Below are 22,778 nucleotides of genomic sequence, written 5' to 3'. Positions count from 1 at the left end.
CCCTCGACGGCGGTGGTGACTGATGCGGATCACGGTAGACCCGGTGCCGTGCCCGCGCAACCGTTCTACGGAGTCAGGAGCACCTTGATGGCCCGGCGCTCGTCCATCGCCTTGTAGGCTTCGGGCGCGTCCTCCAGGGGCATCTCGACGTCGAACACCCGCCCGGGATTGATGGCGCCGGACAGCACGTCCTTGAGCAGCTCGGGAATGTAGGTCCGGGCAGGGGCCATTCCGCCGGACACGGTGATGTTTTTGTCGAACAGGTAGCGCAGCGGTATCTCCGCGCCGCCGGTGGGAACTCCGACGAAGCCCAGCGCGCCGCCCGGCCGGACGGAATGCAGCGCCTGCTCCATGGACTCCTTGGTGCCCACGCATTCGAGCACGGAATCGGCCAGCACGCCGCCGAGTAGTTCCCGGACCTTGGCGACACCGTCATCCCCGCGCTCCTCGACAATGTCCGTGGCACCGAACTCGCGGGCGATCGCCTGCCGGTCGGCGTGGCGGGACATCGCGATGATCCGCTCGGCGCCGAGCCGCTTTGCTGCCAGGACGCCGCAGAGCCCCACAGCGCCGTCGCCCACCACCACAACGGTCCGGCCGGGGCCCACCTGGGCGCTGACGGCGGCATGGTGCCCGGTGGCCATGACGTCCGAGAGGGTCAGCAGGCTGTTGCGCAGCGCTGCGTCCGGCTCGCCGACGTCCGGCACCTTGACGAGCGTCGAGTCGGCGAGCGGGACGCGCACGGCCTCGCCCTGGCCGCCGTCCACAGCGAATCCGGCGTCGTCCTTACCGCCCCAGCCGGCGAGGTGGTCGCAGGCGACGGTGACGCCGTTAAGGCACTGCGGGCACTGTCCGCAGCTGACCACGAAGGGGGCGATTACAAAGTCGCCCGCCCGGAGCGCGGACACGTCGCTGCCTGTGCTTTCCACGACGCCGACGAATTCGTGGCCGATGGCGGAGGCATGGCGGACGGGCCTCACGCCGCGGTACGGCCACAGGTCCGAGCCGCAGACGCAGGCGGCCGTCACGCGGACCACGGCGTCCGTGGGGAGCTGGATGACCGGGTAGTCGCGGTCCTCCACCCTGATGTCGCCGGGTCCGTGGATGATAGTGGCGCGCATGGCTGCTCCTCTCGAAAGGGCTGGGCTGGACGGGATCGAGTCTAGCCCCGCTGCCGGGGACCAGCCTTTCGGGAGGCAACGCGCCCCGCTCCTGCTAGCGCATCCCCTCGCGGCGGATGGCGGTGGCGATGGCCGCTGCCCGGGTCTCCACGCCCAGCTTGGCGTAGATGTGGGCGAGGTGGGTCTTGACGGTGGCCTCGGAGATGAACAGCCGCTGCCCCAGCTCCCTGTTGCTGAGCCCCTCGGTGAGGAGGCTCAGCAGTTCGGCCTCCCTCGGGGTCAGGACCTCATCGGGATTGCGCAGCTGCTGGAACAGCCGGGAGGCTACCGGCGGGCTCATGACGCTCTTGCCTTGCACGGCGCCCCGGACGGCGGCGAAGATCTCCTCCGGCGCGGCGTCCTTGAGGAGGTAGCCCATGGCCCCGGCGTCCACGGCGCGGACAATGTCGGCGTCGGAATCGTAGGTAGTGAAGACCAGCACGGCCTGCCGGCGGTTGCGTTCGCGGAGCTTCCTGATGGCCTCGATCCCGTCCATCCCCGGGCCCATGGCCAGGTCCATCACCACGACATCGGGGGCGTGCCCTTCCACGGCGGCCAGGGCTTCCTCGCCGGAGGACGCCTCGGCAACCACCTCAATGTCCGGCTGCGTCCCCAGCAGGGCCTTCAGGCCGCTGCGGACCACGAGATGGTCGTCCACGAGGAGCACGGTAATGACGCTCATTCTTCCCCCTTTGCCGGCAGTTGCCTGACCGTCGGCTGCGTGACCGGCAGCTGCGCCGCCACAACAGTTCCCTCGCCCGGGGCGCTTTCCACCGAGAAGGCGCCGCCAAGCTGCTCCACCCGCTGCCGCATCGCCCGCAGTCCGTATCCTCCGGCGTCCGACGGCGGTGCTACCGCCGCCGGATCAAAGCCCGTGCCGTCGTCGTAGATGTCCAGCGTGACCGCCTCCGGCAGGAAGCCGAGGGTGATGGTCGTGGTGCTTGCGGAGGCATGTAGCTTGATGTTCGCGGCCGCGCTCTGAGCCACCCGGAGGAGCGTATGACGGACCTCCGGGGCGACTGCCCTCGGTTCGCCGGTGACCAGGAGCCGGGCATCCGGCACGTATTGGGAAGCGGCCTGCAGCAGGGCGTCGGGCAGCGGCGAGGCGTCGAGGCCGGGAGATGCCAGTTCGTGGACCAGGCTGCGCGTATCGGAGAGGTTCCGGCGGAGCAGCTCGCTGGCCTGCCGGAGATCCTGCCGGGACGCCGGCTCCGGCCAGGCGCGGTTTGCCGCCTCGAGCAGGAGCAGGCTGCTGGCGAGCCCCTGCGTCACGGTGTCATGGATTTCCCGGGAGACGCGCTCGCGTTCGGCGATGGTGCCGGCGCGGCGCTCGCTGGCGGCCAGCTGCCCCTGGGCGAGGGATACCTCGGAATGCAGGCGCCGCTGCTCGGCGGCGTCGTGCTCGATGCGGTCATAGATCAGGGTCAGCAGGACGCCCACGGCGAGCGGGCCCAGGAGCATGGCCAGGTCCGTGCCGTCGCTGAGCCGGAACAGCCCCGCGGCGGTGGCTGCCGCCGTCGCCCCCGCCGCTGCGTAGGCGACCGCCCCGCTGAAGGCGATGCGGCACAGGAAGAACAGTGCAAACGAGCACCAGGCGAAGCTGGGGGCGGAGACCACCAGCGCCGCCCAGACGGCCACGAGGATGAACATCCACGGCGCCCAGGGACGCCGGCGCTGGGCGAGCACGGCGATGACCGCGTAGAGGGCGCAGGCGGCGGCTGCCAGCGCGAGGACCAGCAGGTTGTCCTGGGCGCTGTGCCGCATCACGTAGCGCACCACCGAGGCAACGATGAGCACGGCGAAGCCCAAATGGACCGCGGCGTCTATCCGTCCAAGCCGGCTGGTCGGAACGGGGCCGGTGCGTGCGGGAGGAAGTTCCGGTGCGGCGGTGGGGGCTGGGGAGGGCATGGCGGGTCCGGTTCCGGTGGGTGACGTGCTAGGACCATGCTATTGCCCGCGCCGTTGCGGGTCTCTCAGCCTTTTGGCTGATACCGCCAGCCGGAAGGACCACGGGGGTCCAACTGATGGCCTGATGCGCCCCCGCCTGGCGCAGGTCCACCATGGAAATGCAGCCGTTGGGCTGTGCCCCGCAGTCACCGGATACGCAACCACCGGATTCCGGTCCTGACATACCCAGCCGGCCGCTCGCCGCCCACCGAAGGAGAACCCCCGTGAAGAAGTCCCAGAAGATTTTTGCCGCCGCGGCAGCCGGAGCGCTCGTGATGACCGCCGGTGCCACCGCCGTCGCCAACGCCGGATCCGGGTCTTCCCCTGCTTCGGTCCAGCCCGCGGGGGCCGCAATACAGCCTGCCGCGGCGCCGGCAGCCGTGCCCGCTGCTGATGTCCAGCCGGGTGCGGACAACGTCGTCGCCCAGAACCGGATCACCGTGGGCGCCTCGGCGAAGGCAGTGGGCGCTGCGCTCGCCAAGTGCCAGGCCGACAAGCTGCCCTTCGTGACGGTGGCCCTGGTGGACCGGTTCGGCACCGTCCAGGCCCTCCTGCGCGGCGACAACGCCGCCGAGCACACCATCGAGTCCGCCAAGCAGAAGGCGTACACCGCAGCAGCGTTCGGCAGCCCCACGAGCGAACTCGCCAAACGCATCAGCGGCAACGGGCCGAGCATCGCCGACCTTCCCGGCACCATCTTCCTCCCGGGCGGCGTCCCGTTGAAGGTCAACGGGGTCTCCGTGGCGGGCATCGGCGTGGGCGGCGCTCCGGACGGCAAGCTCGACGAAGCCTGCGCCGAGGCCGGCGCCGCCGCAATCGCCGTCAAGTAGGTTGCGGGCTGTGGGTGGGGACGGGTTCGACGGCGGCAGGCCGGCTGCCGCTCTTCCGCTCGCTGGTGTGGCGGTACTGGTGGCGTCCCTGCTGGCGGGGTGCGCTTCCGGTTCACCGTCGGCCGTTGAACCGGCCTCAGCCAGTTCAACACGGACCAGTTCAAGCCAGGGAAGTTCAATGCCAGCGAGTTCCACCCCAAGCGCTGGCGGTGCAACGCAGGCAAGCCCGGCGGCGGCGGACGGTTCCGGAGCGGGCGGCACACCGCGGCCGCCGTCGTCCGCTCCCGCCTCACGTCCCACCCTTTCCCCGGCCGAGCAGGTGAGGCTGGACCAGCGGCTGGTCCTGGCCGCGAAGGGCAACGACGCGGCTCTTGTGGAGCAGCTGATCCGCGAAGGCGGGAACGTGAACGCCAAGGACTCGATCCAGGATTCTGCGTTCCTGTACGCCGGTGCCGAGGGCTTCAACGAGATCCTGCGGCTGACGGTGGCCAACGGTGCGGACGTCCGGAGCACCAACCGTTTTGGCGGGACCGCCCTGATCCCGGCCAGCGAGCACGGGCACGTGGAGACGGTGCGGATCCTGATCGCCGCCGGTGTCCCCGTCAACCACGTGAACAAGCTCGGCTGGACGGCCATGCAGGAAGCCATCCTCCTCAATAACGGGGGTCCGAGGCAGCAGGATGTGGTCCGGCAGTTGCTCGACGCCGGGGCGGACCCCGACATCCGCGATCCGCAGGGCCGGACGGCTTTGGAGAACGCCGAGCGGCTGGGCTTTGCCGAGATCGCCCGGCTGATCCGCGGGCGGGGCTGACCCGGGCACGGCTATTCGACAGCGCCGAACCGGCCCGGTTTTGGGACCGTCAGCCGCAAGGGTTCGGCCGTTTCACCGCCTCTGCAGCGTCAAAGCTGGGCCGGTTCGGCGAGCTCTGCGGCCACAGCGAAGTCCGCTTCCGTCTTCTCCCGGATTTCTTCCATGGTGATGCCGGGGGCGAGCCGGGTGAGCGTAAGCTGCCGCCCGCCGTCGTCCTTCTTGTGGAGGTCGAAGACGGCGAGGTCGCTGATGATCCGGTCCACTACACTCACGCCGGTCAGGGGCAGGGTGCAGTCGGAAACGATCTTGGCTGAGCCGTCTTTGGCGTTGTGTTCGGTGAGGACCACGACCCGTGGTGTCCCGGCGACGAGGTCCATGGCGCCGCCCATGCCCTTGACCATTTTGCCGGGGATGGTCCAGTTGGCGAGGTCGCCGTTGCCGGAGACCTGCATGGCGCCGAGGATGGCGACTTTCACGTGCCCGCCGCGGATCATGCCGAAGGACGTGGCGGAGTCGAAGATGCTGCCGCCGGGCAGGACGGTGACGGTCTGCTTGCCGGCGTTGATGAGGTCGGCGTCCTCCTCACCTTCGTAGGGGAAGGGGCCCATGCCGAGCAGCCCGTTCTCGCTCTGCAGGACCACGCGGACGCCGTCGGGCAGGTTGTTGGCCACCAGGGTGGGGATGCCGATACCCAGGTTGACGTAGTCGCCGTCGTTCAGTTCCTCGGCCGCGATTGCAGCCATTTCATTCCGGGTCCAGGCCACGGGGGTCTCCTTCTAATTGTTGACGAGTTCGGGGCTGACCAGGCCAGCGCGCGGGCGGACGGTGCGCTGTTCGATGTCCTTGACCCTGTTGCTGGCCTGGACCAGGTGCTGGACGTAGACGCCCGGCGTGACGATGTGGTTCGGGTCCAGGGCCCCGGGCTCGACGATGACCTCCGCCTCGGCGATGGTGACGGCGCCGGCGGTGGCGACCACCGGGTTGAAGTTCCGGGCCGTGTAGCGGTAGATCAGGTTGCCGTCGGTGTCAGCGGTGTGGGCGTGGACCAGCGCGACGTCGGCAAGGATGGCGCGCTCACGGACGTACGTTTCGCCGTCGAACACCTCGTGCGGCTTGCCCTCGGCCACCAGGGTGCCCACTCCGGTCTTGGTGTAGAACGCGGGAATGCCGGCGCCGCCGGCGCGCAGCCGCTCGGCCAGAGTGCCCTGCGGGGTGAACTCCACCTCGAGGACCCCGGCGAGGTACTGCTCGGCGAAGAGCTTATTCTCGCCGACGTAGGACGCGATGACCTTGCGGACCTGGCCGGCCTCGATCAGGACGCCCAGGCCCTTGCCGTCCACGCCCATGTTGTTGGACACCACGGTCAGGTTCCTCACGCCGGATTCACGGACGGCCGCGATCAAGTCAGCCGGAATGCCGCTCAGCCCGAACCCGCCGACGGCAACGGTGATCCCGTCCCGCAGCACATCGTGCAGGGCTTCCGCGGCGCTGGATTTCAGCTTGGACATCGCATCTCCTCATCGAGCTGTGGTGCAGTCCACTTTATGGACGCTGGTTCTGACTGTGGAGCGTAGGTGGGCTGCCGCAACCGTGTCAAGGTTTTGCCCTCCCTGGACAGTCGCGCTCTTACACTGTGGACGGTAGGCTGGAATGTGTCCACATTATGGATAATTAAGGAGCAGCTGTGAATCAGGCACCGGTCCAGGGCGCGCAGGTCGTCAGCCGCATCGCAGGGCTTCTGCGGATCGTTGGGCGCAAGCCGGAGGGAAGCCCGCTCGTGGAGCTGGTGCGCGACTCCGGGCTGACCCGTCCAACGGTGCACCGCCTGCTGACGTCCCTTGCCGCCGAGGGGCTTCTCGACCACGACCCCCTGAGCGGGAACTGGGTGCTCGGCCCCGAGGCCCTGCTGATGGGGTCGGTGGCCGCCGCGCGCTTTCCGCTGGAGGACCTGGCGAGGCCCAGCCTGCGCCGGCTCGCCGAGGAGACCGGTGAGAGTGCGTTCTTCTCGATCCGGCGGGGCGTCGAGACAGTATGCCTGCTTCGCGAGGAGGGCAGCTTCCCCGTCCGCTCCTTCGTGCTGCACGAGGGTGTCCGGTTTCCCCTGGGCGTCGCCTCGGCCGGAACGGCGATCATGGCGTTCCTGCCCGAAGCAGAGCAGGAGCAGATCCTGGGCGACTGGGCCGCCCACGCCGGCAAATACGCCGACGGGCACCCGGAGGGCGTGGTCCGGAACAACCTGCACCAGACCCGGCGGCGCGGCTACTCCGTGAACCCGGGCCTGGTGCTGGAAGGCAGCTGGGGGATGGGTGCGGCGGTATTCGACCAGGCCGGCCGTCCGGCCTGGGCACTGTCCCTGACCGGGATCGAGCCACGCTTCCGTGAGGACCGGCGCGAACTGCTGGGCCGGCTCCTGCTGGAGGAGGCCCACCGGCTCACCGTCCGGCTCGGCGCCGGCGGCCAGCGCGGGCGGCAGAACTAGCTGGGGCACACCGCTCTGCGCAGCCCCCTCGGGCGGGGCCGCTGAAACTGTTGTGGTGCCCGCTGCCCGTGCCTAACCTTGCAGAGGGTCCACCCCGCAGACGAAAGGCGCCTGCGGACAGGGCCGCCCTGCAGACGGCGCTGTCTGCAGAAGAGCTGGACGGTACCGAAGGAGCCAGAGCCATGAGCACACGGGTCTACTTTGAGGAATACGGCGATCCCCAGGTCCTGAAGGTGGGAACGGAGAAGCTGGCCGAACCGGGCGACGGCCTGGTGCAGGTGGAGTTCCGGGCGGTCAGCGTCAACCCCGTGGATTGGAAGCTCGTGGCGGGCTACCTGAAAAAGTGGGTCCCCCTGGACTTTCCGGCGGTGCCCGGCTGCGAAGCGGCCGGCGTCGTGACCGCCGTCGGGCCTGATTTCGAAGGGTTTGCGGTAGGTGACGAGGTCATCTGGAACGGGCTGCTGGGCGGCTACCGGACGGAATTCGTTGTGCCGGCCGAGCAGCTGACTCCCTTGCCGGCGGGAGTGGACTTCGAGCAGGCTGCATGTATCCCGGTGGCAGGAGGCACGGCGTACTCGGCCCTGAAGCAGCTCGCCGTGGCCGCAGCGGACACGGTACTGATCCATGGGGCCGCCGGCGGAGTTGGCTCGGCCGCGGTCCAGATCGCGCAGGCCTTCGGCGCACGGGTGATCGGCACGGCGTCGGAGGCCAACCAGGAGTACCTCAGCGAGCTGGGTGCCGAACCCGTGACGTACGGTCCAGGGCTCGCGGACAGGATCCGGGAGCTGGCCGGGGACGCGGGCACGGTTACTGCCGTCCTGGATACCGTGGGGAGCGAGGACTCGCTGGCAGCCACAGCCGAGCTGCTGCAGGGCTCTGGCCGGGCCGTGACCACCATTCCGGGCGAACAGGCAACAGCAGCGGGGCTGGTGGCCGTACAGCAGTTGGAAGGGCGGGTGGCGGAAGTGGGGACGCTCGCCGCCGAGGGGCAAATCACCTTCACGATCGGGCACCGGATGCCGCTGATCGAGGCCGCCGATGCGCTGGAATTCAGCCGCGGCGGCCACGGCCGGGGGAAGATCCTGCTGCTTCCGTAGAACCGGCCGCCCCGCTGGCCGCCCGCGTCCGGAAAAACCCTGGAGCCCTACCCCGGCCTTAGAGCCCTGCCCTGGCCTCTTCCGGTCCCTCGTGCTTCCACCACGTGTCGAAGATACTGACCGGAACGGTCCGCTTGTGCCGGGTCCGCAGGTACTTCTGTTCGATCAGCTCTGCGGCGCTGTCGCCGACCTCGCGGCCCTCGAGGTAGTCGTCGATCTGGTCGTAGCTCAGGCCCAGTTCGTCCTCGTCCGTGCGGCCCGGCCGGTCGTCCAGGAGGTCGGCGGTGGGCACCTTCTTCCACACCCGCTCCGGCGCGCCGAGGTGCTCCAGCAGGGCCCGGTTCTGCCGTTTGTTCAGGCCGAACAGCGGCAGGATGTCGGCCCCGCCGTCGCCATACTTGGTGAAGAACCCGGTGACCGATTCAGCGCCGTGGTCCGTGCCGATGACGAGGTAGTTGTGCTCCCCGGCCAGGGCGTACTGGGCGATCATGCGCGTGCGGGCCTTGGTGTTGCCCTTGTGGAAGTCGGAGATCCCGTTGCCGACAGTCTTCTCGAACTCGTCCTCGAAACCGTCCACGGCGGCGGAGATGTTGAAGGTCCATTCCTTGGAGGCCTTGATGAAATCCAGGGCCACCTGCGCATCTTCCTCGTCGTGCTGGACGCCGTAGGGGAGGCGGACCGCCACGAACTGCGCGTCCGTGCCCTCCGCCTGCAGTTCCTCGACCGCCAGCTGCGCGAGGCGCCCGGCGAGCGAGGAATCAAGGCCTCCGGAAATCCCCAGGACGAAGCCCTTGGTGCCGGTGGCCCTGAGGTACTCCTTGAGGAAAGTGACGCGTTTGCGCACCTCCTCTGCGGGATCGATCCGGGGCTGGACGCCCATTTCTTCGATGATCTTGGCCTGGAGTTCGCGCATGGAACCCAGCCTAGTCAGCGTGGTCGGGAACACTCAACTACGTTGCCGCGCGGGGCGGAATGCGTCGGGCATGGGCTAGGGAACGCGCGCCGGCCCGGTGGATCCGCGGATGGTGAGGTGCGTGGGCATGACGGCAAGACGCCGGCTGGGGCCGCCCTGCAGCGGATTGAGCTGGGCCAGGAGCATGGAGACGGCCACACGCCCTGCCTGCTCGATGGGGGAGGCGATGGTGGTGAGCGGAGGGTTGCAGAAGTCCGCGCCGAAGATGTCATCGCAGCCCACGATGCTCATGTCCTCGGGCACGCGGACGCCCCGCTCCCGCAGGCGCTGAAGCATGCCGATGGCCAGGAGGTCGTTGAAGACTATGCAGGCCGTGGCACCCGTGTGGGCAGCGGCGTCGGCGGCCGCGGCCCCCGACGTGGTCTTCGGGGCAAACGGGCCCACCCGGAACGTGGTCATCCCGCGGTCCCGCGTTTCATCCTCGAAGGACTTCCAGCGCTTGGCATTCGACCAGGAGCTCGCCGGTCCGCCCACGAAGCAAACCTTCGAATGCCCCAGCGAAGCCAGATGCTCAAGGGACTGGACAATGGCCGACGGCGTGTCAATCACCACCGTGGGGGCATTGGCGGAGGCCCGGTTGATGGTCACCATGGGGTGGGCGGCCGCAGACTCCGCCAGCTGGGCATCCGTCAGGCGGGAAGCGGCCAGGATGAAGCCGTCGGCCGAGCGCCGCATTTTGTGCAGGGCCTCCTCCTCCATCTCTGCCGATTCCTCCGTGTCCACGAGCAGCTGCGTGTACCCGGCTGCCTTCAGCTGGTGCTGGGTGCCCCGGATGATGTCGAAATAGAACGGGTTGGTGACATCCGGGACCAGAACGGCGATGGCCTGCGTCCGGCCGGAGCTCAGTCCCCGAGCCTGCGAACTCGGCACATAGTTCAACTGGGCCGCAACCTGCTGGATCCGCTCCCGCGTCACCCGGTTGACCCTGTCCGGGTTGGACAGCGCCCTGGAGACCGTGGATGTGGCAACTCCTGCCAGCTCCGCCACATCACGAATAGTTGGTGTCCTGTCCGGGGACGAGAGTTCCACACCTGCCATTGGCCCAGCCTTCCTGATTTGGGGGTGCAGACCCTTTGAGGCTCCGCAATGGTTCTGCTCTGCCAGACCATTGGAGCACCGTTGGCAATTTTTGGCAATCGCTTGCCGACCGGTTTTCCTCACCATAGACTCGACGCCGAAGCCCATGTGACGCAGGACACGACCGTGGCCTGCGGGGTATCCGAGGAGGAAACAATGAAGTTTGCATCGTCAGCCAGGTTGGCAGCCGTTATTACTGCGGCCGCCTTGGCATTGACTGCCTGCGGAGGCGGAGGAAATGACTCCGGCGGGGCCGTTGACGGTAAGGGCAAGAAGCTCAGTGTGCTGGTGGGCGTCAACGCCCACTACTCGGCCCAGCAGAAGGAATGGTTCAAGGACATCGGGGCCAAGTTCAAGGCGCAGACCGGCGCCGACGTTGAGTTCGAGACGTTTGCCTCGGCCAACGACGAGCTGACCCGCATCCAGACCTCGGTCGTTTCGGGGCAGGGACCCGACGTCTACAGCCTCGGCACCACGTTCACCCCTACCGCCTATGCCACGCAGGCCTTCGTGACCCTGACTGACGACGACTGGAAGAAGGTCGGCGGCAAGGACAGGTTTAATCCGGCCGCCCTCGGCATCTCCGGCCCGGACGCGGAGCACCAGGCGGGCATTCCGTTCGTCAGCCGGCCGTTCGTCATGGCCTACAATAAGGAACTGCTTGCGGCCGCCGGAATCGAGAAACCGGCCACGACGTGGGATGAACTGGCCCAGCAGGCGAAGAAGCTCACCAACCCGGCAACCGGGACGTTTGGCCTGGCCACCGGGTACAAGGACAACTTCGATCCCTGGAAGTTCATCTGGGCAATGTCTGTCCAGGCCGGCAACCCGCTGGTGGACGGCAAGACCCTGAAGCTTGACGATCCGTCCGTTAAGAAGGCGTACGAAACGTACTTCGGCTGGCTGACGAAGGACAAGGTCGTGGATCCCAGCGCTGTCGGCTGGAGCAACAGCAACGCGGTGGCCGCCTTTGCCGCCGGCAAGTCCGGTTACCTCATGATGACGACGTCAAGCTCCGTCCCGACCCTTGAAAAGTCTTCAGTGGCAGGGAAATACGCCTACGCCACCATGCCGACGACGGCGCCCGGCGAGACTGCCCCGAAGGGCGACGGCGACAAGGCAGCCAGCATCCTTTCAGGCGACAACGTGGTGGTGGCGGACTACTCGAAGCAGAAGGACCTTGCCTTCGCCTACATCAAGCTCATCACCTCCAAGGAAGAGCAGCTGAACTACCAGAAGATCTTCGGTGACCTGCCCGCAAATGCCGAGGCGCTGAAGTCCCTGACCGATCCCAAGCTGAAGCCGGTGGTGGATGCCGCGGGCAAGTCAAAGGCCACCCCGTTCACGGGCGCGTGGGGCGACATTCAGCTGGCCCTGCTCAACGTCACCGTCCAGTCGGTTCCCGACCTCTCGAACGGGTCCGTTGACGAGTCCGGGCTCCTGAACCGCATCAAGGACGCCCAGACCAAAGGGCAAGCATCCCTCGACCGGGCCGCGAAGTCCTAGGCAGGAACTGCGATGACCACCGATTCCTTCAAGGACCTCCGGACCGCGCCGCGGCCGTCTGCAGGGGCCCAAGCGGCGGGGCCCGTCGCAACGGCGGGGCGCGTCCAGGCGGCCGGGCCCGCAGCCGGGCCCGGCGCGGGCGCAAATCCGGGGCCGGGCGGTCCGGCCCGACTGAACGCCAGGCCGGCCCGGCGCAAGGGCCTCAGCGAGCGGAACCGCCCGTTGTGGATGCTGGTTCCAGGCGGACTGTTGATGTTCGTCATCATCGTGGTGCCGCTGCTGCTCGGCACCTTCATGTCCACGTTGAGCCTGGACCAATACACGCTGCGCAAGTGGGTAAGCTCGCCGTTCATCGGCGTGGAGAACTTCGTGGAGGCGCTGACGTCCTCGCCGCTCCTTCATTCGGTCTGGCTCAGTGTGAGCTACTCCCTGATCGCCATGGTGGTCACCCTGCCGCTGGGCATCGCCGCCGCAGTCGCAACGCAGAACTCCTTCCGGGGCAGGGCGGTGGTCCGCTCCATCTTCCTGGTGCCGTATGTGCTGCCGTCCTTCGTGGTGGCCACCGTCTGGCGTACCATGTTCCAGCCTGACGGGGTCATTGATTCTGCCCTGGGCTCCGTCGGAATCGACGCCGGGCTGTGGCTCAACGGACCGCAGACATTCTGGACGCTGGTCCTTGTCCAGATCTGGGCCTCGTGGCCGTTCATCTACCTGCTGGCCCTCTCCGGCCTGCAGTCCGTGGACCATGAGGTCCACGAGGCCTCCGCCCTGGACGGTGCGCTGTGGTGGAACAAGCTCCGCTACGTCGTGTTCCCGTACCTGAAAGGACCGCTGGCGCTGGCCTTCCTGATCGGCATGCTGCACCACATCAACAACTTCACGCTGCCGTTCGTTCTGTTCGGCGTTCCCGCACCGGCCGACGTCGAGGTCCTGCCGATTTTGACATACGTCACGAGCTTCCAAAGCTTCCGCTTCGGGCTCAGCGCTGCCATGGCGTTCGTGTCGCTGGTGCTGATCGCGATCCCGCTGTTCATCTACCTGCGCGCCGTGAAACTCGACGACGCCGAGACCCCCGGAGGCAAGAAGTGACAGCCACCGCCACAGCCGAAAGGACCGGCACGGCCCGGTCATTCCGTCCGGGTTCCAAACGCCAGCACGAGGTGACACGGCTGCTGCCCGGCCCCCTGCTGGCATGCATCCTGGTGTTCCTGTGCGCGCTGGTCCTGATTCCGGTGGCCTATATCTTCCTGGCCTCCGTGAATTCGGACATCGGTGTCGCCAACGGCGAATTCCTGCCCTCCACCTTCTCGCTGGAGAACTACGGCAAGATCTGGTCCAGCGTGGGGCTTGCCACGGGCCTGGCGAACAGCGTCGCGGTGGCGGGAATGACGGCCGTTGTCTCGGCCGCGCTCTCCATCGCGACGGCGTACGTGCTGGTCCGCTACCAGTTCCGCGGTAGGCTGACGGCGCTGCGCGGACTGCTGGCCCTGCAGTCGGTACCGGGAACCCTCATGGTGCTGCCGGTGTTCGTCCTGTTCTCCTCATCGGCCAGCTACCTGGGCATCCAGGTGATCGGGACCCAATGGGGCCTGTTCATCACCTACCTGACCTTTGCCATGCCGTTCTCCACGTGGGTCATGGTCACCTACCTGCGCGGCCTTCCGCGGGAGCTGGAGGAAGCAGCACGGATCGACGGCGCCAGCAACGTGGGCGTGCTGGTTCGGATCATCCTTCCGCTCAGCTGGCCCGGGATCGTGGTGTCCGGAATCTTCGCCTTCCTCCTGGGATGGAACGACGTCCTGTTCGCCTCGGTGATGACCCGGCCCGAAAGCCAGACGGCCGCCGTCGCCCTTCAGGTTTTCGGCGCCTCCCAGGAAGGCGGCGCCATCCCCTTGTATGGCCAGATGATGGCGGCCTCGCTCGTGTGCGCGGCCCCGGTGGTCATCCTTTACCTCATTTTCCAGCGCTACCTAGTAGGCGGACTGACCGCCGGAGGAGTCAAGTAGCATGACCGGATCGAAAACTGTTGAGTGGACGCTTTCAGGCTTCGGAGACGAGATCGACGAGGACCCCGTGATCCAGATCGCGGTGCTGCAGGCCCTGGGGGCCAACCATATTGAAGTCCGCAGCGCGTGGGGCACCAACATCGTGGATCTCGACGGCGACCAGCTGGACCGCCTTAAATCGCTGCTCGACGCGGCGGGCATGAAGGTCTCGGCCATCGCGTCCCCGATCGGCAAGGTTGACGTGTCATTGCCGGTGGAACACGAGGTGGAGCGGCTCCGGCGCGCGGCCACCGCGGCCCGCGTCCTGGGGGCCCGCTACATCCGCATCTTCTCCTTCTACTATGGCGGGGACGTGGCCGTCGAAAGCATCCGGGACGATGTCATGGAGCGGATGCGGGCCCTGGCCGCCGTCGCCGAGGAGAAGGGCGTGGTCCTGCTGCACGAGAACGAGAAGGACATCTTCGGCGATGTCCCGGAACGGGTCCTGGACATCATAGAAACGGTCGCGTCGCCGGCACTCAAAGTGGCCTGGGACGCAGCCAACTTCGTCCAGGTGGGTGTCAAGCCCTTCGACGAGGCATACGCGAAGCTGCGACCGCACCTTGAGTACCTTCAGGTCAAGGACGCGCGCTTCGCGGATGCCGCCGTGGTGCCCGCGGGGGAGGGTGACGGCGACCTGCTGCGCACGGTCGAGGCGCTTAAGGCCGACGGCTTCACCGGCTTCGCCAGCCTTGAACCGCACCTCGCAGGTGCCCACGGCCTGGGCGGATTCTCCGGGCCGACTGCCTTCGGCATCGCGGCCCGGGCCTTCGCCAAGGTACTGAACGAAGCAGGAGTTGGAACCAAGTGAGCAAGGAAGACATGAACACGGACACCCAAGTTCCCCCCACGCAGCTTCGCGTGGCGATCGCCGGCTGCGGCGTCATCGGCCGTACGCACGCTGCGGCCGTGCGGGAGCTGCCGGAACTGCTGGTTACAGCACTCATCGATGAAGTCGCCGAAGCAGCTGAAGCCCTGGCAGCCTGGGTCGAGCAGGACGGTACGCCGCTTCCTGCGACGTTCCGCACGCTGGCCGAAGCGCTTGCGGGTCCGGCGGTGGACCTGGTCATCATCGCCACGCCGAGCGGACTCCACATCGAGCAGGCGCTGGAAGTCCTCGAGGCCGGCAAACACGTAGTGATAGAGAAACCGCTGGACGTCAACCTGGACCGTGCGAACGAAATCCTGGCCGCGGCAGCGGACGCGGAAGCCAAGGGGCTGGTGGCGAGCGTGATCAGCCAGCACCGTTTCGATCCCGCAAGCAGGGCCGTCGACGAGGCCCGGCGGGGCGGCCGGTTCGGACGGCTCACCTCCGCCATCGCCTCCGTAAGCTGGTGGCGGAGCCAGGGCTATTACGACTCCGGCGCCTGGCGCGGCACCTGGGCCATGGACGGAGGCGGGGCCGTCATGAACCAGGGCGTCCACACCGTTGACCTGCTCCTGTGGTTCCTCGGCCGGCCCGTTGAGGTCAGCGCCAAGACCGCGCTCCTGGCGCATGACGGCCTTGAGGTCGAGGACACCGCCGTGGCAACAGTGACCTTTGAATCGGGGGCACTCGCCGTGCTGCACGCCACCACGGCCGCCTACCCGGGCCTGACCGTCCGGCTGCAGGTGATGGGCAGCAAGGGGTCCGCCGTGATCGACAACGACCACCTCGAGTACTTCCACGCCGCGGACGCCGCGGACAATGCGGAAAGCAGCATGGGACTGCTCGGCGGCGGCAACCAGGCGGCCGACGAACTGGCCAAGTATCCGGAGGAGCCGGTGGAGGCCCTGGACCCGACCGTGTACCCGGCGGGCCACGTCAGGCAGTACCGCGACATCGTGGAGGCCATCCGGCAGGAACGTCCCGCAGGGGTCACCATCCGGGACGCCGTCACGGCGCTGGCCACCGTGCGGGCCGTGTACCTTTCGTCAACGCTCGGGCAGTCCGTGCGGATAGCCGACGTCCTCGACGGAAAGTACAACGACACCGCGGTCCGGACCGGCGGCGGCCACCTCGAGGAGGTCCCGGCATGAAATTCTCGGTGTTCACCGCCTCCACCCCGGAATGGTCTCCCGCCGAGGCCGCCGCGCAGTTGTCCGCGCAGGGCTGGGACGGCGTCGAATGGCGGGTCACGGACCAGCAGGACGCCGCCGAGCCCGGCTTCTGGACGGGAAACCGCGCAACCTGGCCGATGACCGGGCTGGAAGACCTCCTTCCGGAGATCGCACGGATCACCGCGGAAGCCGGCCTGGAATGCTCGGGGCTCGGCGGCTACGCCCGCTGCGACAACCACGACGACGTCGAACGCATGCTTGCCGCCACGGCCGCCCTGGGCGCGGGGCAGGTCCGGGTCAATGTCCTGCCGCTGGGGAATTCGACCATGGGTGGACAGGAAGCCAGCGGACTGGCGTACCCGGAGCTGTTTGCCGCCACGCGGGAACACTATGAATGGGTGGCATCGCGGGCGGCACACCACGGCGTGAAGGCCCTCGTGGAACTCCACCACGGCACCGTCACAGCCTCGGCGTCCTCCGCACGACGGTTGCTTGAGGGACTGGACCCGCAGCACGCGGGCGTCATCCACGACCTTGGCAACCTGGTCATTGAGGGCTGGGAGTCCCCGCTTCCGGCCCTGCAGCTCCTGGGGCCCTACCTTGCCCACGTCCACGTGAAAAATGCCCGCTGGGTCCGCGGTTCCGGGCGTGACGAGGCAGGCAGCGCCGTGTGGCAGAGCGAGTGGGCCCCCCTGGCGGAGGGACAGGGCAGCGTCCTGGGCTACTTCCGGGCCCTGGCAGAGGCAGGCTACGACGGCTGGGTCACCGTCGAGGATTTCTCCACCGACGTCCCGCTGGCCGACCGCACAACCGGCAACCTGCGCTACCTGCGCCGGGCCGCCGAGCTGGCCGGAATTCCGGTCGGCACGGGAGCCGCCGCCAAGTAGCCCGCTCAACAGAACTGTGCAGCGAGACTGTGCAGCGCACCAGTCGGTTGCCGGAGGAAGCGTGTGCGTGCCCGGGAAATTCCGTGTGCGCCCGGCTGAACCCGGCAACCGGCTGCCTTGACGTAGGATCGGCACGTCAGACAGCACCGCAGCACGGAACGGGCCCCACACCATGGCGAAGATTTCCAGAACGGCCGGCAGCAAGGCCACCATCTATGACATCGCCAAGCTGGCCGGCGTCAATCCGTCAACGGTTTCCCGGGCCCTGGCCAAGCCCGGCCGCGTCAGCGCCAAGACCCAGAAACTTGTCGAGGATGCCGCCGCGGAGTTGAACTACAGCGTGAATCCCTTCGCCCGGGCGCTTCCCACCGGCCGGACCAACACGTTTGGCCTCATCGTCTCGGACATCACCAACCCCATCTACTTCGACATCATCCGCGGAGCCGAGGCCTCGGCCTCCCTGAGCGGCTTCACCATGGTCCTCGCGGAGTCGGCCGAATCCGCGGACACCGAACTCACCGTCGCGCAGCGGATGCTCCCCGCGACGGACGGCGTCATCCTGGCCAGCCCGCGCATGCCCGACTCCCGGATCCGCGAACTCGCCGAAGGCAAGCCCGTGGTGGTCATCAACCGCAGCATCGAAGGCATCGGATCCGTCGTGCCGGACGTCGACCCCGGCATCGGCGAGGCAGTCCGGCACCTCGCCGCGAACGGCCACCGCAAGCTGGCCTTCATTGGCGGGCCGAAGCAATCGTGGATGGCCGCGCGTCGCTGGGAGAGTTTTCGGGCAGCCTGCGAATGGTCCCGGCTGGACTCCGTCCTGCAGCCGGCGACTTCGCCAACGCTCGACGGCGGCCGCCGCGCCGCCCGCGACGTGATGGGCTCCGGGGCAACCTCGGCCCTGTGCTACAACGACCTGCTGGCCATCGGCCTCATGCAGGAACTCCAGGCAGCGTCCGTCAAGGTGCCGGACGAGTTCAGCGTCATCGGATTCGACAACATCTTCGGCTCGGACTTCACCACCCCACAGCTTTCCACCATCGCCTCGCCGCTGCGCGAATGCGGCGCCGCCGCGCTGGAACTGCTACTGGCCGCGCTGCCGGGCACGGCAACGGAAACCGGCAAACCCGCGCCGTCGGCACGGCTGCAGGAGCTGCGGACTACCCTCGTGGCGCGCGGCTCAAGCGGGCGCCTCCTGGCCTCCGCCGCCGGCTGAGCCCCCACCCTGCCCAACCAGGTAGCAGCAGGCGTCGTTATGGGGCTCCAGAGAGACGCCTGCTGCTGTCCAGTTGGGAACGAAAGCCCCTGGCACTGCTTCTGGCAATACGACGGCAAGTTTTGGCAACCGGTTGACAAGAAGTTGCCGGAATGCCGATCATTGATCCATGTCACAGTCGATCGCCGTCAACCCAGACAGGCTCCTGCCCGCCGATCCAGGAACGCGCAACATCGCGCGCTCGCTGCTGGGCCGCGTCCAGGACCTCCCCATCCTCTCCCCGCACGGGCACGTTGACGCCGCCGTCATCGAGCAGAACACTCCCTTCCCGGATCCCGCAGCGCTCCTGGTGAGCCCGGACCATTACGTCACCCGCCTGATCCATGCCTCCGGCGTGCCGTTCGACCAGTTGCTGGCGGGCGGCGCCACGGGGCCGCGCGATGTTTGGCGGGAGTTCTGCCGGGCCTGGCCGCTCTTCGAGGGAACAGCCTCCGGATACTGGCTTCGGACCCAGCTGGTCAGCGTTTTCGGTGTGGATGCCGAGCTGAGTGCTGACACCGCCGACGCCAGCTATGACGCCATCGCCGCCCGGCTTGCCGAGCCAGGTTTCCGCCCCCGGGAACTGTTCAAGGACTTCAACATCGAGGTGCTCGCCACCACGGATGATCCCCTTGATTCACTGGCAAGCCACAGGGCCATCGCCGTCGATCCCACCTTCCACGGCCGCGTGCTCCCCACATTTCGCCCCGACGCGTACCTCAACATCGCCCACCCCGCCTGGGCCAGCAACGTCGAGCGCCTGATCGGCGAGGCCGGTGACGGCGCGGAGGGCTATGCCGGCTACATCACGGCCCTCGAGAACAGGCGCCGCTACTTCGTGGAGCACGGTGCCGTGTCCGCGGACCATGGCGTCAGGACCCCGGCAACGCTCAAGCTTGATCCGCCCGAGGCGGCACGGCTGTTCGACCTCGCCCGCTCCGGCCAGGCCGCCGCGGCGGACCGTGACGCGTTCGAAGCCCACATGATCTACCAGATGGCGCGGATGTCGGTGGCGGACGGCCTTGTCATGACCATCCACCCCGGATCCTTCCGCAACCACCACGAGCCCACCTTCAACGCCTTCGGCGCCGATACCGGCCACGACATTCCCGTCGCCACCAACTACACGGAGGCGATCCGCCCCCTACTGCAGGACTTCGGCACGGCCAAGGACTTCCACCTGGTGCTGTTTACCCTCGACGAGACCGTGTTCTCCCGCGAGCTCGCGCCGCTGGCAGGCTTCTACCCGGCGGTCTACCTCGGCGCACCATGGTGGTTCCTGGACGCCCCCGACGCCATGCTCCGGTTCCGTTCGGCGGTCACTGAAACCGCCGGCTTCTCCCGGTCCTCCGGGTTCATTGACGACACGCGGGCGTTCTGCTCCATCCCGGCCCGGCATGACGCCTCCCGCCGGATAGAAGCTTCCTTCCTGGCCCGCCTCGTTGCCGAGCACCGCATCAGCGAAGCGCGCGCCCATGAACTGATCGTCGACGTCGTTGACGGGTCGCCGCGGCGGGTCTTCAAGCTGTGAGTGCCCAAGCGTACGCCGGTCCGTCCAAGGACACGCAGAACCCGGAACTCCCGCGGCTCTCCCGTTCCATCAGGCCTGCGGCCAGGGCCCCGATCCGCATCGTGCACCTCGGACTGGGCGCCTTCCACCGCTCCCACCAGGCCTGGTACACCCAGCACGCGGGCGACTCCTCCGAATGGGGGATCGCCTCATTCACCGGCAGACGACCGGATGCGGCCGAGGCTTTGTCGCGGCAGGAGGGCCTGTACACGCTGGTCGTGCGTGCCGACGGCGGTGACCACTTCGAGGTGATCACCAGCATCGTCGAGGCAGCGGACGGGGCCGACGTCGGCCGGCTGGCCGAGCTGATCGCGGCACGGGAAACCGCCGTCGTTACCCTGACCGTCACTGAAGCCGGCTACGGGCTCGGACCGGACGGCCGGCTGGATTCCGCCGCCCCGGCGATCGCGGAAGACCTCCGGCTGCTCGCTGCCGGTTCCGCAGCGGGACATGCTCCGGCGACGCCGCTCGGCCGGCTGGTACGCGCCCTCGCGGCCCGCCGCGGATCCGGCGCCGGGCCCCTCGCGGTGGTCTGTTGCGACAATCTTGCCCACAACGGAACACTCGCCCGGCAGGCGGTCCTAGGCATGGCGGAGGCCTTCGACGCTGGACTGGCTGCCTGGATCCAGGCCAACATCAGCTTCGTGAGCACGTCGGTGGACCGGATCACGCCCCGGACCACCGGCGCCGACCTTGACGCCGTCGCGTCCGCCTGCGGCTACCGCGACGAGTCACCTGTGGTCACCGAGCCCTTCCGCGACTGGGTGCTCAGCGGGGCCTTCCCTGCCGGTCGGCCCCGCTGGGAAGACTCCGGAGCCACCTTCGTGGATGACATTGAACCGTTCGAAAACCGCAAGCTCTGGCTCCTCAACGGAGCCCATTCGCTCCTGGCCTACGCCGGCCAAGTGCGCGGCCACACGACGGTTGCGCAGGCGCTGGCCGACCCTCGGTGCAGGGAGGCCGTTGAGGCGTTCTGGGATGAGGCAGAAGCCCATTTGAGCGGCGCTGACCTGAGGATAGTGGACTACCGCGCCGCACTTCTGGCACGCTTCGGCAATGCCCGCATAGCGCACAACCTTGCGCAGATCGCCGTGGATGGGAGCACCAAGCTGCGGCTGCGGGCCGTGCCTGTGCTGCGCGCCGAAAGGGCCGCGGGCCGCACCGGCGCCGCCGCAGCGCGGATGATCGCGGCCTGGACGGATTTCGTTGCCACGTCCGAGGAGATCACCGACTCCCTCGCCGAATCCATTCGCCTGTCCAACACGCTCGAAGGGCGTGAACGGCTTGAAACCCTGCTTGGGCTGCTCGATCCCGACCTCCCGGCTGAGGCCGGCATTGTCGAGCTCGTCGCCGGCCTCCAGGGCTCGTTCGTGGACCAGTGAGAACGGCAGCCAGTATTGCGGCGCCGCACGGGCTCCCGCGATATTTTTTTTGACAACTCCTGGCAAGAAAGCGGCGATGCCGCCAAAACGTCCCTTGCCGCCGTCGGAACTTCCAACTAAGCGGCCGCCAACTGAGCAGCGCCCAACTGACCCCTGACCCCCAGCCCCTCCGAAAGGACCTGTTGTGAAAATCATTGCCGCGGAAGTCTTCGTGACCAGCCCGTCCCGTAACTTCGTGACGCTGCGGATCACCACCGAGGACGGCGTGACCGGCATCGGTGACGCCACGCTGAACGGGCGCGAGCTCGCGGTCGCCGCGTACCTGAAGGAGCACGTGGCGCAGCTGCTGATCGGGAAGGACCCGCACCGGATCGAGGACACCTGGCAGTTCCTGTACCGGTCCTCGTACTGGCGCCGCGGCCCGGTGACCATGGCGGCGATCGCCGCGGTGGACATGGCGCTGTGGGACATCAAGGGCAAGTTGGCCGGCATGCCCGTGTACCAGCTGCTGGGCGGGGCGTCCAGGAACGGGCTGCGGGCCTACGGTCACGCGTCCGGTTCGGATATTCCGTCCCTGTTCGATTCGGTCCACGAGCACCTGGAACTCGGGTACAAGTCGGTGCGGATCCAGACTGCGGTGCCCGGCATCAAGGCCGTGTACGGGGTGGCCGCGCAGGCGCAGGCGTCGGGGGAGCGCTACGACTACGAACCCGCCGGCCGCGGTGCGTTCCCGGTGGAGGAGGACTGGGACACCCGGGCCTACCTGCGCCACCTGCCCACCGTTTTCGAGGCGGTCCGGAACGAGTTCGGCCCGGAACTGCCGCTGCTGCACGACGGGCACCACCGGATGACGCCGATCCAGGCCGCGAAGCTCGGCAAGGCCCTGGAGCCGTATGACCTGTTCTGGCTCGAGGACTGCACCCCGGCCGAGAACCAGGAAGCTCTGCGCCTGGTCCGCCAGCACACCACGACCCCGCTGGCGATCGGTGAAATTTTCAACACCGTGTACGACTACCAGACCATCATTAAGGAACAGCTGATTGACTACGTCCGGGCAGCGTCCACGCACTTCGGCGGGATCAGCCCGTTGAAGAAGGTCATGGACTTCGCCGCGCAGTACCAGATCAAGTCCGGCTTCCACGGCCCTACCGACATCTCCCCGGTCGGGTTCGCCGCTCAGCTGCACGTGGGCCTGGCCATCCACAACTACGGCATCCAGGAATACATGCAGCACTCGGACAAGACCAACGAGGTGTTCGAACAGTCCATGACCTTTACCGACGGCTACCTGCACCCGGGCGACAAGCCCGGCATCGGCGTCGAATTCAACGAGGAAGCCGCGGCCGCCTACCCGTACCAGCAGGCCTACCTGCCCTACAACCGCCTCGTCGACGGAACGGTCCACGACTGGTGACGGGTTAGCGCGAACGTACACTTGTGGCCCCCAGGAAGCGCTTCCCGGGGGCCACAACTGTACGTTCGCGCTGTCGGGAGCATGTGAGGACGCGCGTGTGAATCGCGAGTGAACGGCGAGGCGGTTGGCTGCGTGGTGGTGGACATCGCCGCACCGGTGGGCGCCGTCGTCGAACAGGCGATGGCCGGCCTCGACCGCCTGGGCTGCCGCGCAGCGAGCTAGCCACCCTGTCGCCAAAGGTCCGGGGCGTAAGTGTCCGTACGCGCTCTGTGCTGCCGCGGGCGGGGAGGCGTACCGTATGCCTC

Annotated in this window: 21 protein-coding genes; 14 read left to right on the top strand and 7 right to left on the bottom strand. The window is 67.8% G+C overall.

Features of this window, described 5'->3' with window-relative positions; translation table 11 throughout:
- Window positions 1–65 precede the first annotated feature (65 nt).
- From ACFVTE_RS01130 to ACFVTE_RS01120, 3 genes are all read right to left on the bottom strand, one after another.
- Window positions 66–1,121, bottom strand: coding sequence for a zinc-dependent alcohol dehydrogenase family protein (locus ACFVTE_RS01130; RefSeq protein ID WP_387095687.1), 1,056 nt, complete (start codon window positions 1,119–1,121; stop codon window positions 66–68).
- Between the two features lie 94 nt (window positions 1,122–1,215).
- Complete coding sequence (locus tag ACFVTE_RS01125; RefSeq protein ID WP_102972968.1) at window positions 1,216–1,842, bottom strand: response regulator transcription factor; 627 nt, start codon at window positions 1,840–1,842, stop codon at window positions 1,216–1,218.
- Entirely contained in the window at window positions 1,839–3,068 is a 1,230-nt protein-coding gene (locus ACFVTE_RS01120) for a sensor histidine kinase (RefSeq protein ID WP_387095684.1), read from the bottom strand. The genes ACFVTE_RS01125 and ACFVTE_RS01120 overlap by 4 nt, the downstream gene beginning before the upstream one ends.
- A gap of 263 nt (window positions 3,069–3,331) precedes the next feature.
- Between ACFVTE_RS01120 and ACFVTE_RS01115 the strand changes: the two genes are divergently transcribed.
- Together ACFVTE_RS01115 and ACFVTE_RS01110 are read left to right on the top strand one after the other, a co-directional pair.
- Complete coding sequence (locus ACFVTE_RS01115; protein WP_387095681.1) at window positions 3,332–3,937, top strand: heme-binding protein; 606 nt, start codon at window positions 3,332–3,334, stop codon at window positions 3,935–3,937.
- 178 nt (window positions 3,938–4,115) lie between these two features.
- Window positions 4,116–4,748: an ankyrin repeat domain-containing protein gene (locus tag ACFVTE_RS01110; protein WP_387095678.1), complete on the top strand. Its 633-nt coding sequence runs from the start codon at window positions 4,116–4,118 to the stop codon at window positions 4,746–4,748.
- A gap of 89 nt (window positions 4,749–4,837) precedes the next feature.
- Here ACFVTE_RS01110 and ACFVTE_RS01105 read toward each other — a convergent pair whose 3' ends face one another.
- Complete coding sequence (locus tag ACFVTE_RS01105; protein WP_387095675.1) at window positions 4,838–5,512, bottom strand: CoA transferase subunit B; 675 nt, start codon at window positions 5,510–5,512, stop codon at window positions 4,838–4,840.
- A 12-nt stretch (window positions 5,513–5,524) separates the two neighbouring features.
- A complete protein-coding gene (locus ACFVTE_RS01100; protein WP_387095672.1) occupies window positions 5,525–6,256 on the bottom strand; it encodes a CoA transferase subunit A in 732 nt (243 codons plus the stop codon).
- 176 nt (window positions 6,257–6,432) lie between these two features.
- On the opposite strand from ACFVTE_RS01100, the gene ACFVTE_RS01095 reads away from it, so the two are divergent.
- Window positions 6,433–7,227 carry an IclR family transcriptional regulator gene (locus ACFVTE_RS01095; protein WP_387095669.1) on the top strand — a complete coding sequence of 265 codons (795 nt, stop codon included), beginning with the start codon at window positions 6,433–6,435 and terminating at the stop codon, window positions 7,225–7,227.
- Between the two features lie 182 nt (window positions 7,228–7,409).
- On the top strand, window positions 7,410–8,324 hold the full coding sequence (locus ACFVTE_RS01090; protein WP_387095666.1) for an NADP-dependent oxidoreductase: 915 nt from the start codon (window positions 7,410–7,412) through the stop codon (window positions 8,322–8,324).
- Window positions 8,325–8,382: 58 nt separating this feature from the next.
- Here the strand turns inward: ACFVTE_RS01090 and nadE are convergent, their stop codons facing one another.
- Window positions 8,383–9,237 (bottom strand): ammonia-dependent NAD(+) synthetase, encoded by an 855-nt coding sequence (gene nadE / locus ACFVTE_RS01085; RefSeq protein ID WP_387095664.1) that lies wholly within the window; start codon window positions 9,235–9,237, stop codon window positions 8,383–8,385.
- Window positions 9,238–9,312: 75 nt separating this feature from the next.
- Window positions 9,313–10,335 carry a LacI family DNA-binding transcriptional regulator gene (locus tag ACFVTE_RS01080; RefSeq protein WP_387095661.1) on the bottom strand — a complete coding sequence of 341 codons (1,023 nt, stop codon included), beginning with the start codon at window positions 10,333–10,335 and terminating at the stop codon, window positions 9,313–9,315.
- 195 nt (window positions 10,336–10,530) lie between these two features.
- Between ACFVTE_RS01080 and ACFVTE_RS01075 the strand changes: the two genes are divergently transcribed.
- From ACFVTE_RS01075 to manD, 10 genes are all read left to right on the top strand, one after another.
- Window positions 10,531–11,880 carry an ABC transporter substrate-binding protein gene (locus tag ACFVTE_RS01075; protein ID WP_387095659.1) on the top strand — a complete coding sequence of 450 codons (1,350 nt, stop codon included), beginning with the start codon at window positions 10,531–10,533 and terminating at the stop codon, window positions 11,878–11,880.
- 12 nt (window positions 11,881–11,892) lie between these two features.
- A complete protein-coding gene (locus ACFVTE_RS01070) occupies window positions 11,893–12,969 on the top strand; it encodes a carbohydrate ABC transporter permease (protein ID WP_387095656.1) in 1,077 nt (358 codons plus the stop codon).
- Window positions 12,966–13,886 carry a carbohydrate ABC transporter permease gene (locus ACFVTE_RS01065; RefSeq protein ID WP_387095654.1) on the top strand — a complete coding sequence of 307 codons (921 nt, stop codon included), beginning with the start codon at window positions 12,966–12,968 and terminating at the stop codon, window positions 13,884–13,886. The genes ACFVTE_RS01070 and ACFVTE_RS01065 overlap by 4 nt, the downstream gene beginning before the upstream one ends.
- 1 nt (window position 13,887) lies before the next feature.
- Window positions 13,888–14,736 (top strand): sugar phosphate isomerase/epimerase family protein, encoded by an 849-nt coding sequence (locus ACFVTE_RS01060; RefSeq protein WP_387095651.1) that lies wholly within the window; start codon window positions 13,888–13,890, stop codon window positions 14,734–14,736.
- 11 nt (window positions 14,737–14,747) lie between these two features.
- Window positions 14,748–15,944: a Gfo/Idh/MocA family protein gene (locus ACFVTE_RS01055; RefSeq protein WP_387097100.1), complete on the top strand. Its 1,197-nt coding sequence runs from the start codon at window positions 14,748–14,750 to the stop codon at window positions 15,942–15,944.
- Window positions 15,941–16,852: a sugar phosphate isomerase/epimerase family protein gene (locus ACFVTE_RS01050; protein ID WP_387095648.1), complete on the top strand. Its 912-nt coding sequence runs from the start codon at window positions 15,941–15,943 to the stop codon at window positions 16,850–16,852. Before ACFVTE_RS01055 ends, ACFVTE_RS01050 begins: the two co-directional genes overlap by 4 nt.
- Before the next feature lie 172 nt (window positions 16,853–17,024).
- Complete coding sequence (locus ACFVTE_RS01045) at window positions 17,025–18,068, top strand: LacI family DNA-binding transcriptional regulator (protein WP_387095645.1); 1,044 nt, start codon at window positions 17,025–17,027, stop codon at window positions 18,066–18,068.
- A 169-nt stretch (window positions 18,069–18,237) separates the two neighbouring features.
- Window positions 18,238–19,638: a glucuronate isomerase gene (uxaC, locus tag ACFVTE_RS01040; RefSeq protein WP_387095642.1), complete on the top strand. Its 1,401-nt coding sequence runs from the start codon at window positions 18,238–18,240 to the stop codon at window positions 19,636–19,638.
- A complete protein-coding gene (locus ACFVTE_RS01035) occupies window positions 19,635–21,059 on the top strand; it encodes a mannitol dehydrogenase family protein (protein ID WP_387095640.1) in 1,425 nt (474 codons plus the stop codon). Before uxaC ends, ACFVTE_RS01035 begins: the two co-directional genes overlap by 4 nt.
- 184 nt (window positions 21,060–21,243) lie before the next feature.
- Window positions 21,244–22,473 carry a D-mannonate dehydratase ManD gene (gene manD, locus ACFVTE_RS01030; RefSeq protein ID WP_387095637.1) on the top strand — a complete coding sequence of 410 codons (1,230 nt, stop codon included), beginning with the start codon at window positions 21,244–21,246 and terminating at the stop codon, window positions 22,471–22,473.
- Window positions 22,474–22,778 lie beyond the last annotated feature (305 nt).

This window comes from Arthrobacter sp. NPDC058097 (assembly GCF_042884885.1).
GTDB lineage: Bacteria > Actinomycetota > Actinomycetes > Actinomycetales > Micrococcaceae > Arthrobacter.
The sequence above is the reverse complement of the archived record's forward strand: the minus strand, read 5'-3'. Positions and strand labels throughout refer to the sequence as shown.

Excerpts from the sequence above, each read along its gene's own strand:
- ACFVTE_RS01130 (WP_387095687.1), bottom strand. The coding sequence starts at position 1,121 with ATGCGCGCCACTATCATCCACGGACCCGGCGACATCAGGGTGGAGGAC.
- ACFVTE_RS01125 (WP_102972968.1), bottom strand. The coding sequence starts at position 1,842 with ATGAGCGTCATTACCGTGCTCCTCGTGGACGACCATCTCGTGGTCCGC.
- ACFVTE_RS01120 (WP_387095684.1), bottom strand. The coding sequence starts at position 3,068 with ATGCCCTCCCCAGCCCCCACCGCCGCACCGGAACTTCCTCCCGCACGC.
- ACFVTE_RS01110 (WP_387095678.1), top strand. The coding sequence starts at position 4,116 with ATGCCAGCGAGTTCCACCCCAAGCGCTGGCGGTGCAACGCAGGCAAGC.
- ACFVTE_RS01100 (WP_387095672.1), bottom strand. The coding sequence starts at position 6,256 with ATGTCCAAGCTGAAATCCAGCGCCGCGGAAGCCCTGCACGATGTGCTG.
- ACFVTE_RS01090 (WP_387095666.1), top strand. The coding sequence starts at position 7,410 with ATGAGCACACGGGTCTACTTTGAGGAATACGGCGATCCCCAGGTCCTG.
- nadE (WP_387095664.1), bottom strand. The coding sequence starts at position 9,237 with ATGCGCGAACTCCAGGCCAAGATCATCGAAGAAATGGGCGTCCAGCCC.
- ACFVTE_RS01080 (WP_387095661.1), bottom strand. The coding sequence starts at position 10,335 with ATGGCAGGTGTGGAACTCTCGTCCCCGGACAGGACACCAACTATTCGT.
- ACFVTE_RS01075 (WP_387095659.1), top strand. The coding sequence starts at position 10,531 with ATGAAGTTTGCATCGTCAGCCAGGTTGGCAGCCGTTATTACTGCGGCC.
- ACFVTE_RS01070 (WP_387095656.1), top strand. The coding sequence starts at position 11,893 with ATGACCACCGATTCCTTCAAGGACCTCCGGACCGCGCCGCGGCCGTCT.
- ACFVTE_RS01060 (WP_387095651.1), top strand. The coding sequence starts at position 13,888 with ATGACCGGATCGAAAACTGTTGAGTGGACGCTTTCAGGCTTCGGAGAC.
- ACFVTE_RS01055 (WP_387097100.1), top strand. The coding sequence starts at position 14,748 with ATGAACACGGACACCCAAGTTCCCCCCACGCAGCTTCGCGTGGCGATC.
- ACFVTE_RS01050 (WP_387095648.1), top strand. The coding sequence starts at position 15,941 with ATGAAATTCTCGGTGTTCACCGCCTCCACCCCGGAATGGTCTCCCGCC.
- ACFVTE_RS01045 (WP_387095645.1), top strand. The coding sequence starts at position 17,025 with ATGGCGAAGATTTCCAGAACGGCCGGCAGCAAGGCCACCATCTATGAC.
- uxaC (WP_387095642.1), top strand. The coding sequence starts at position 18,238 with ATGTCACAGTCGATCGCCGTCAACCCAGACAGGCTCCTGCCCGCCGAT.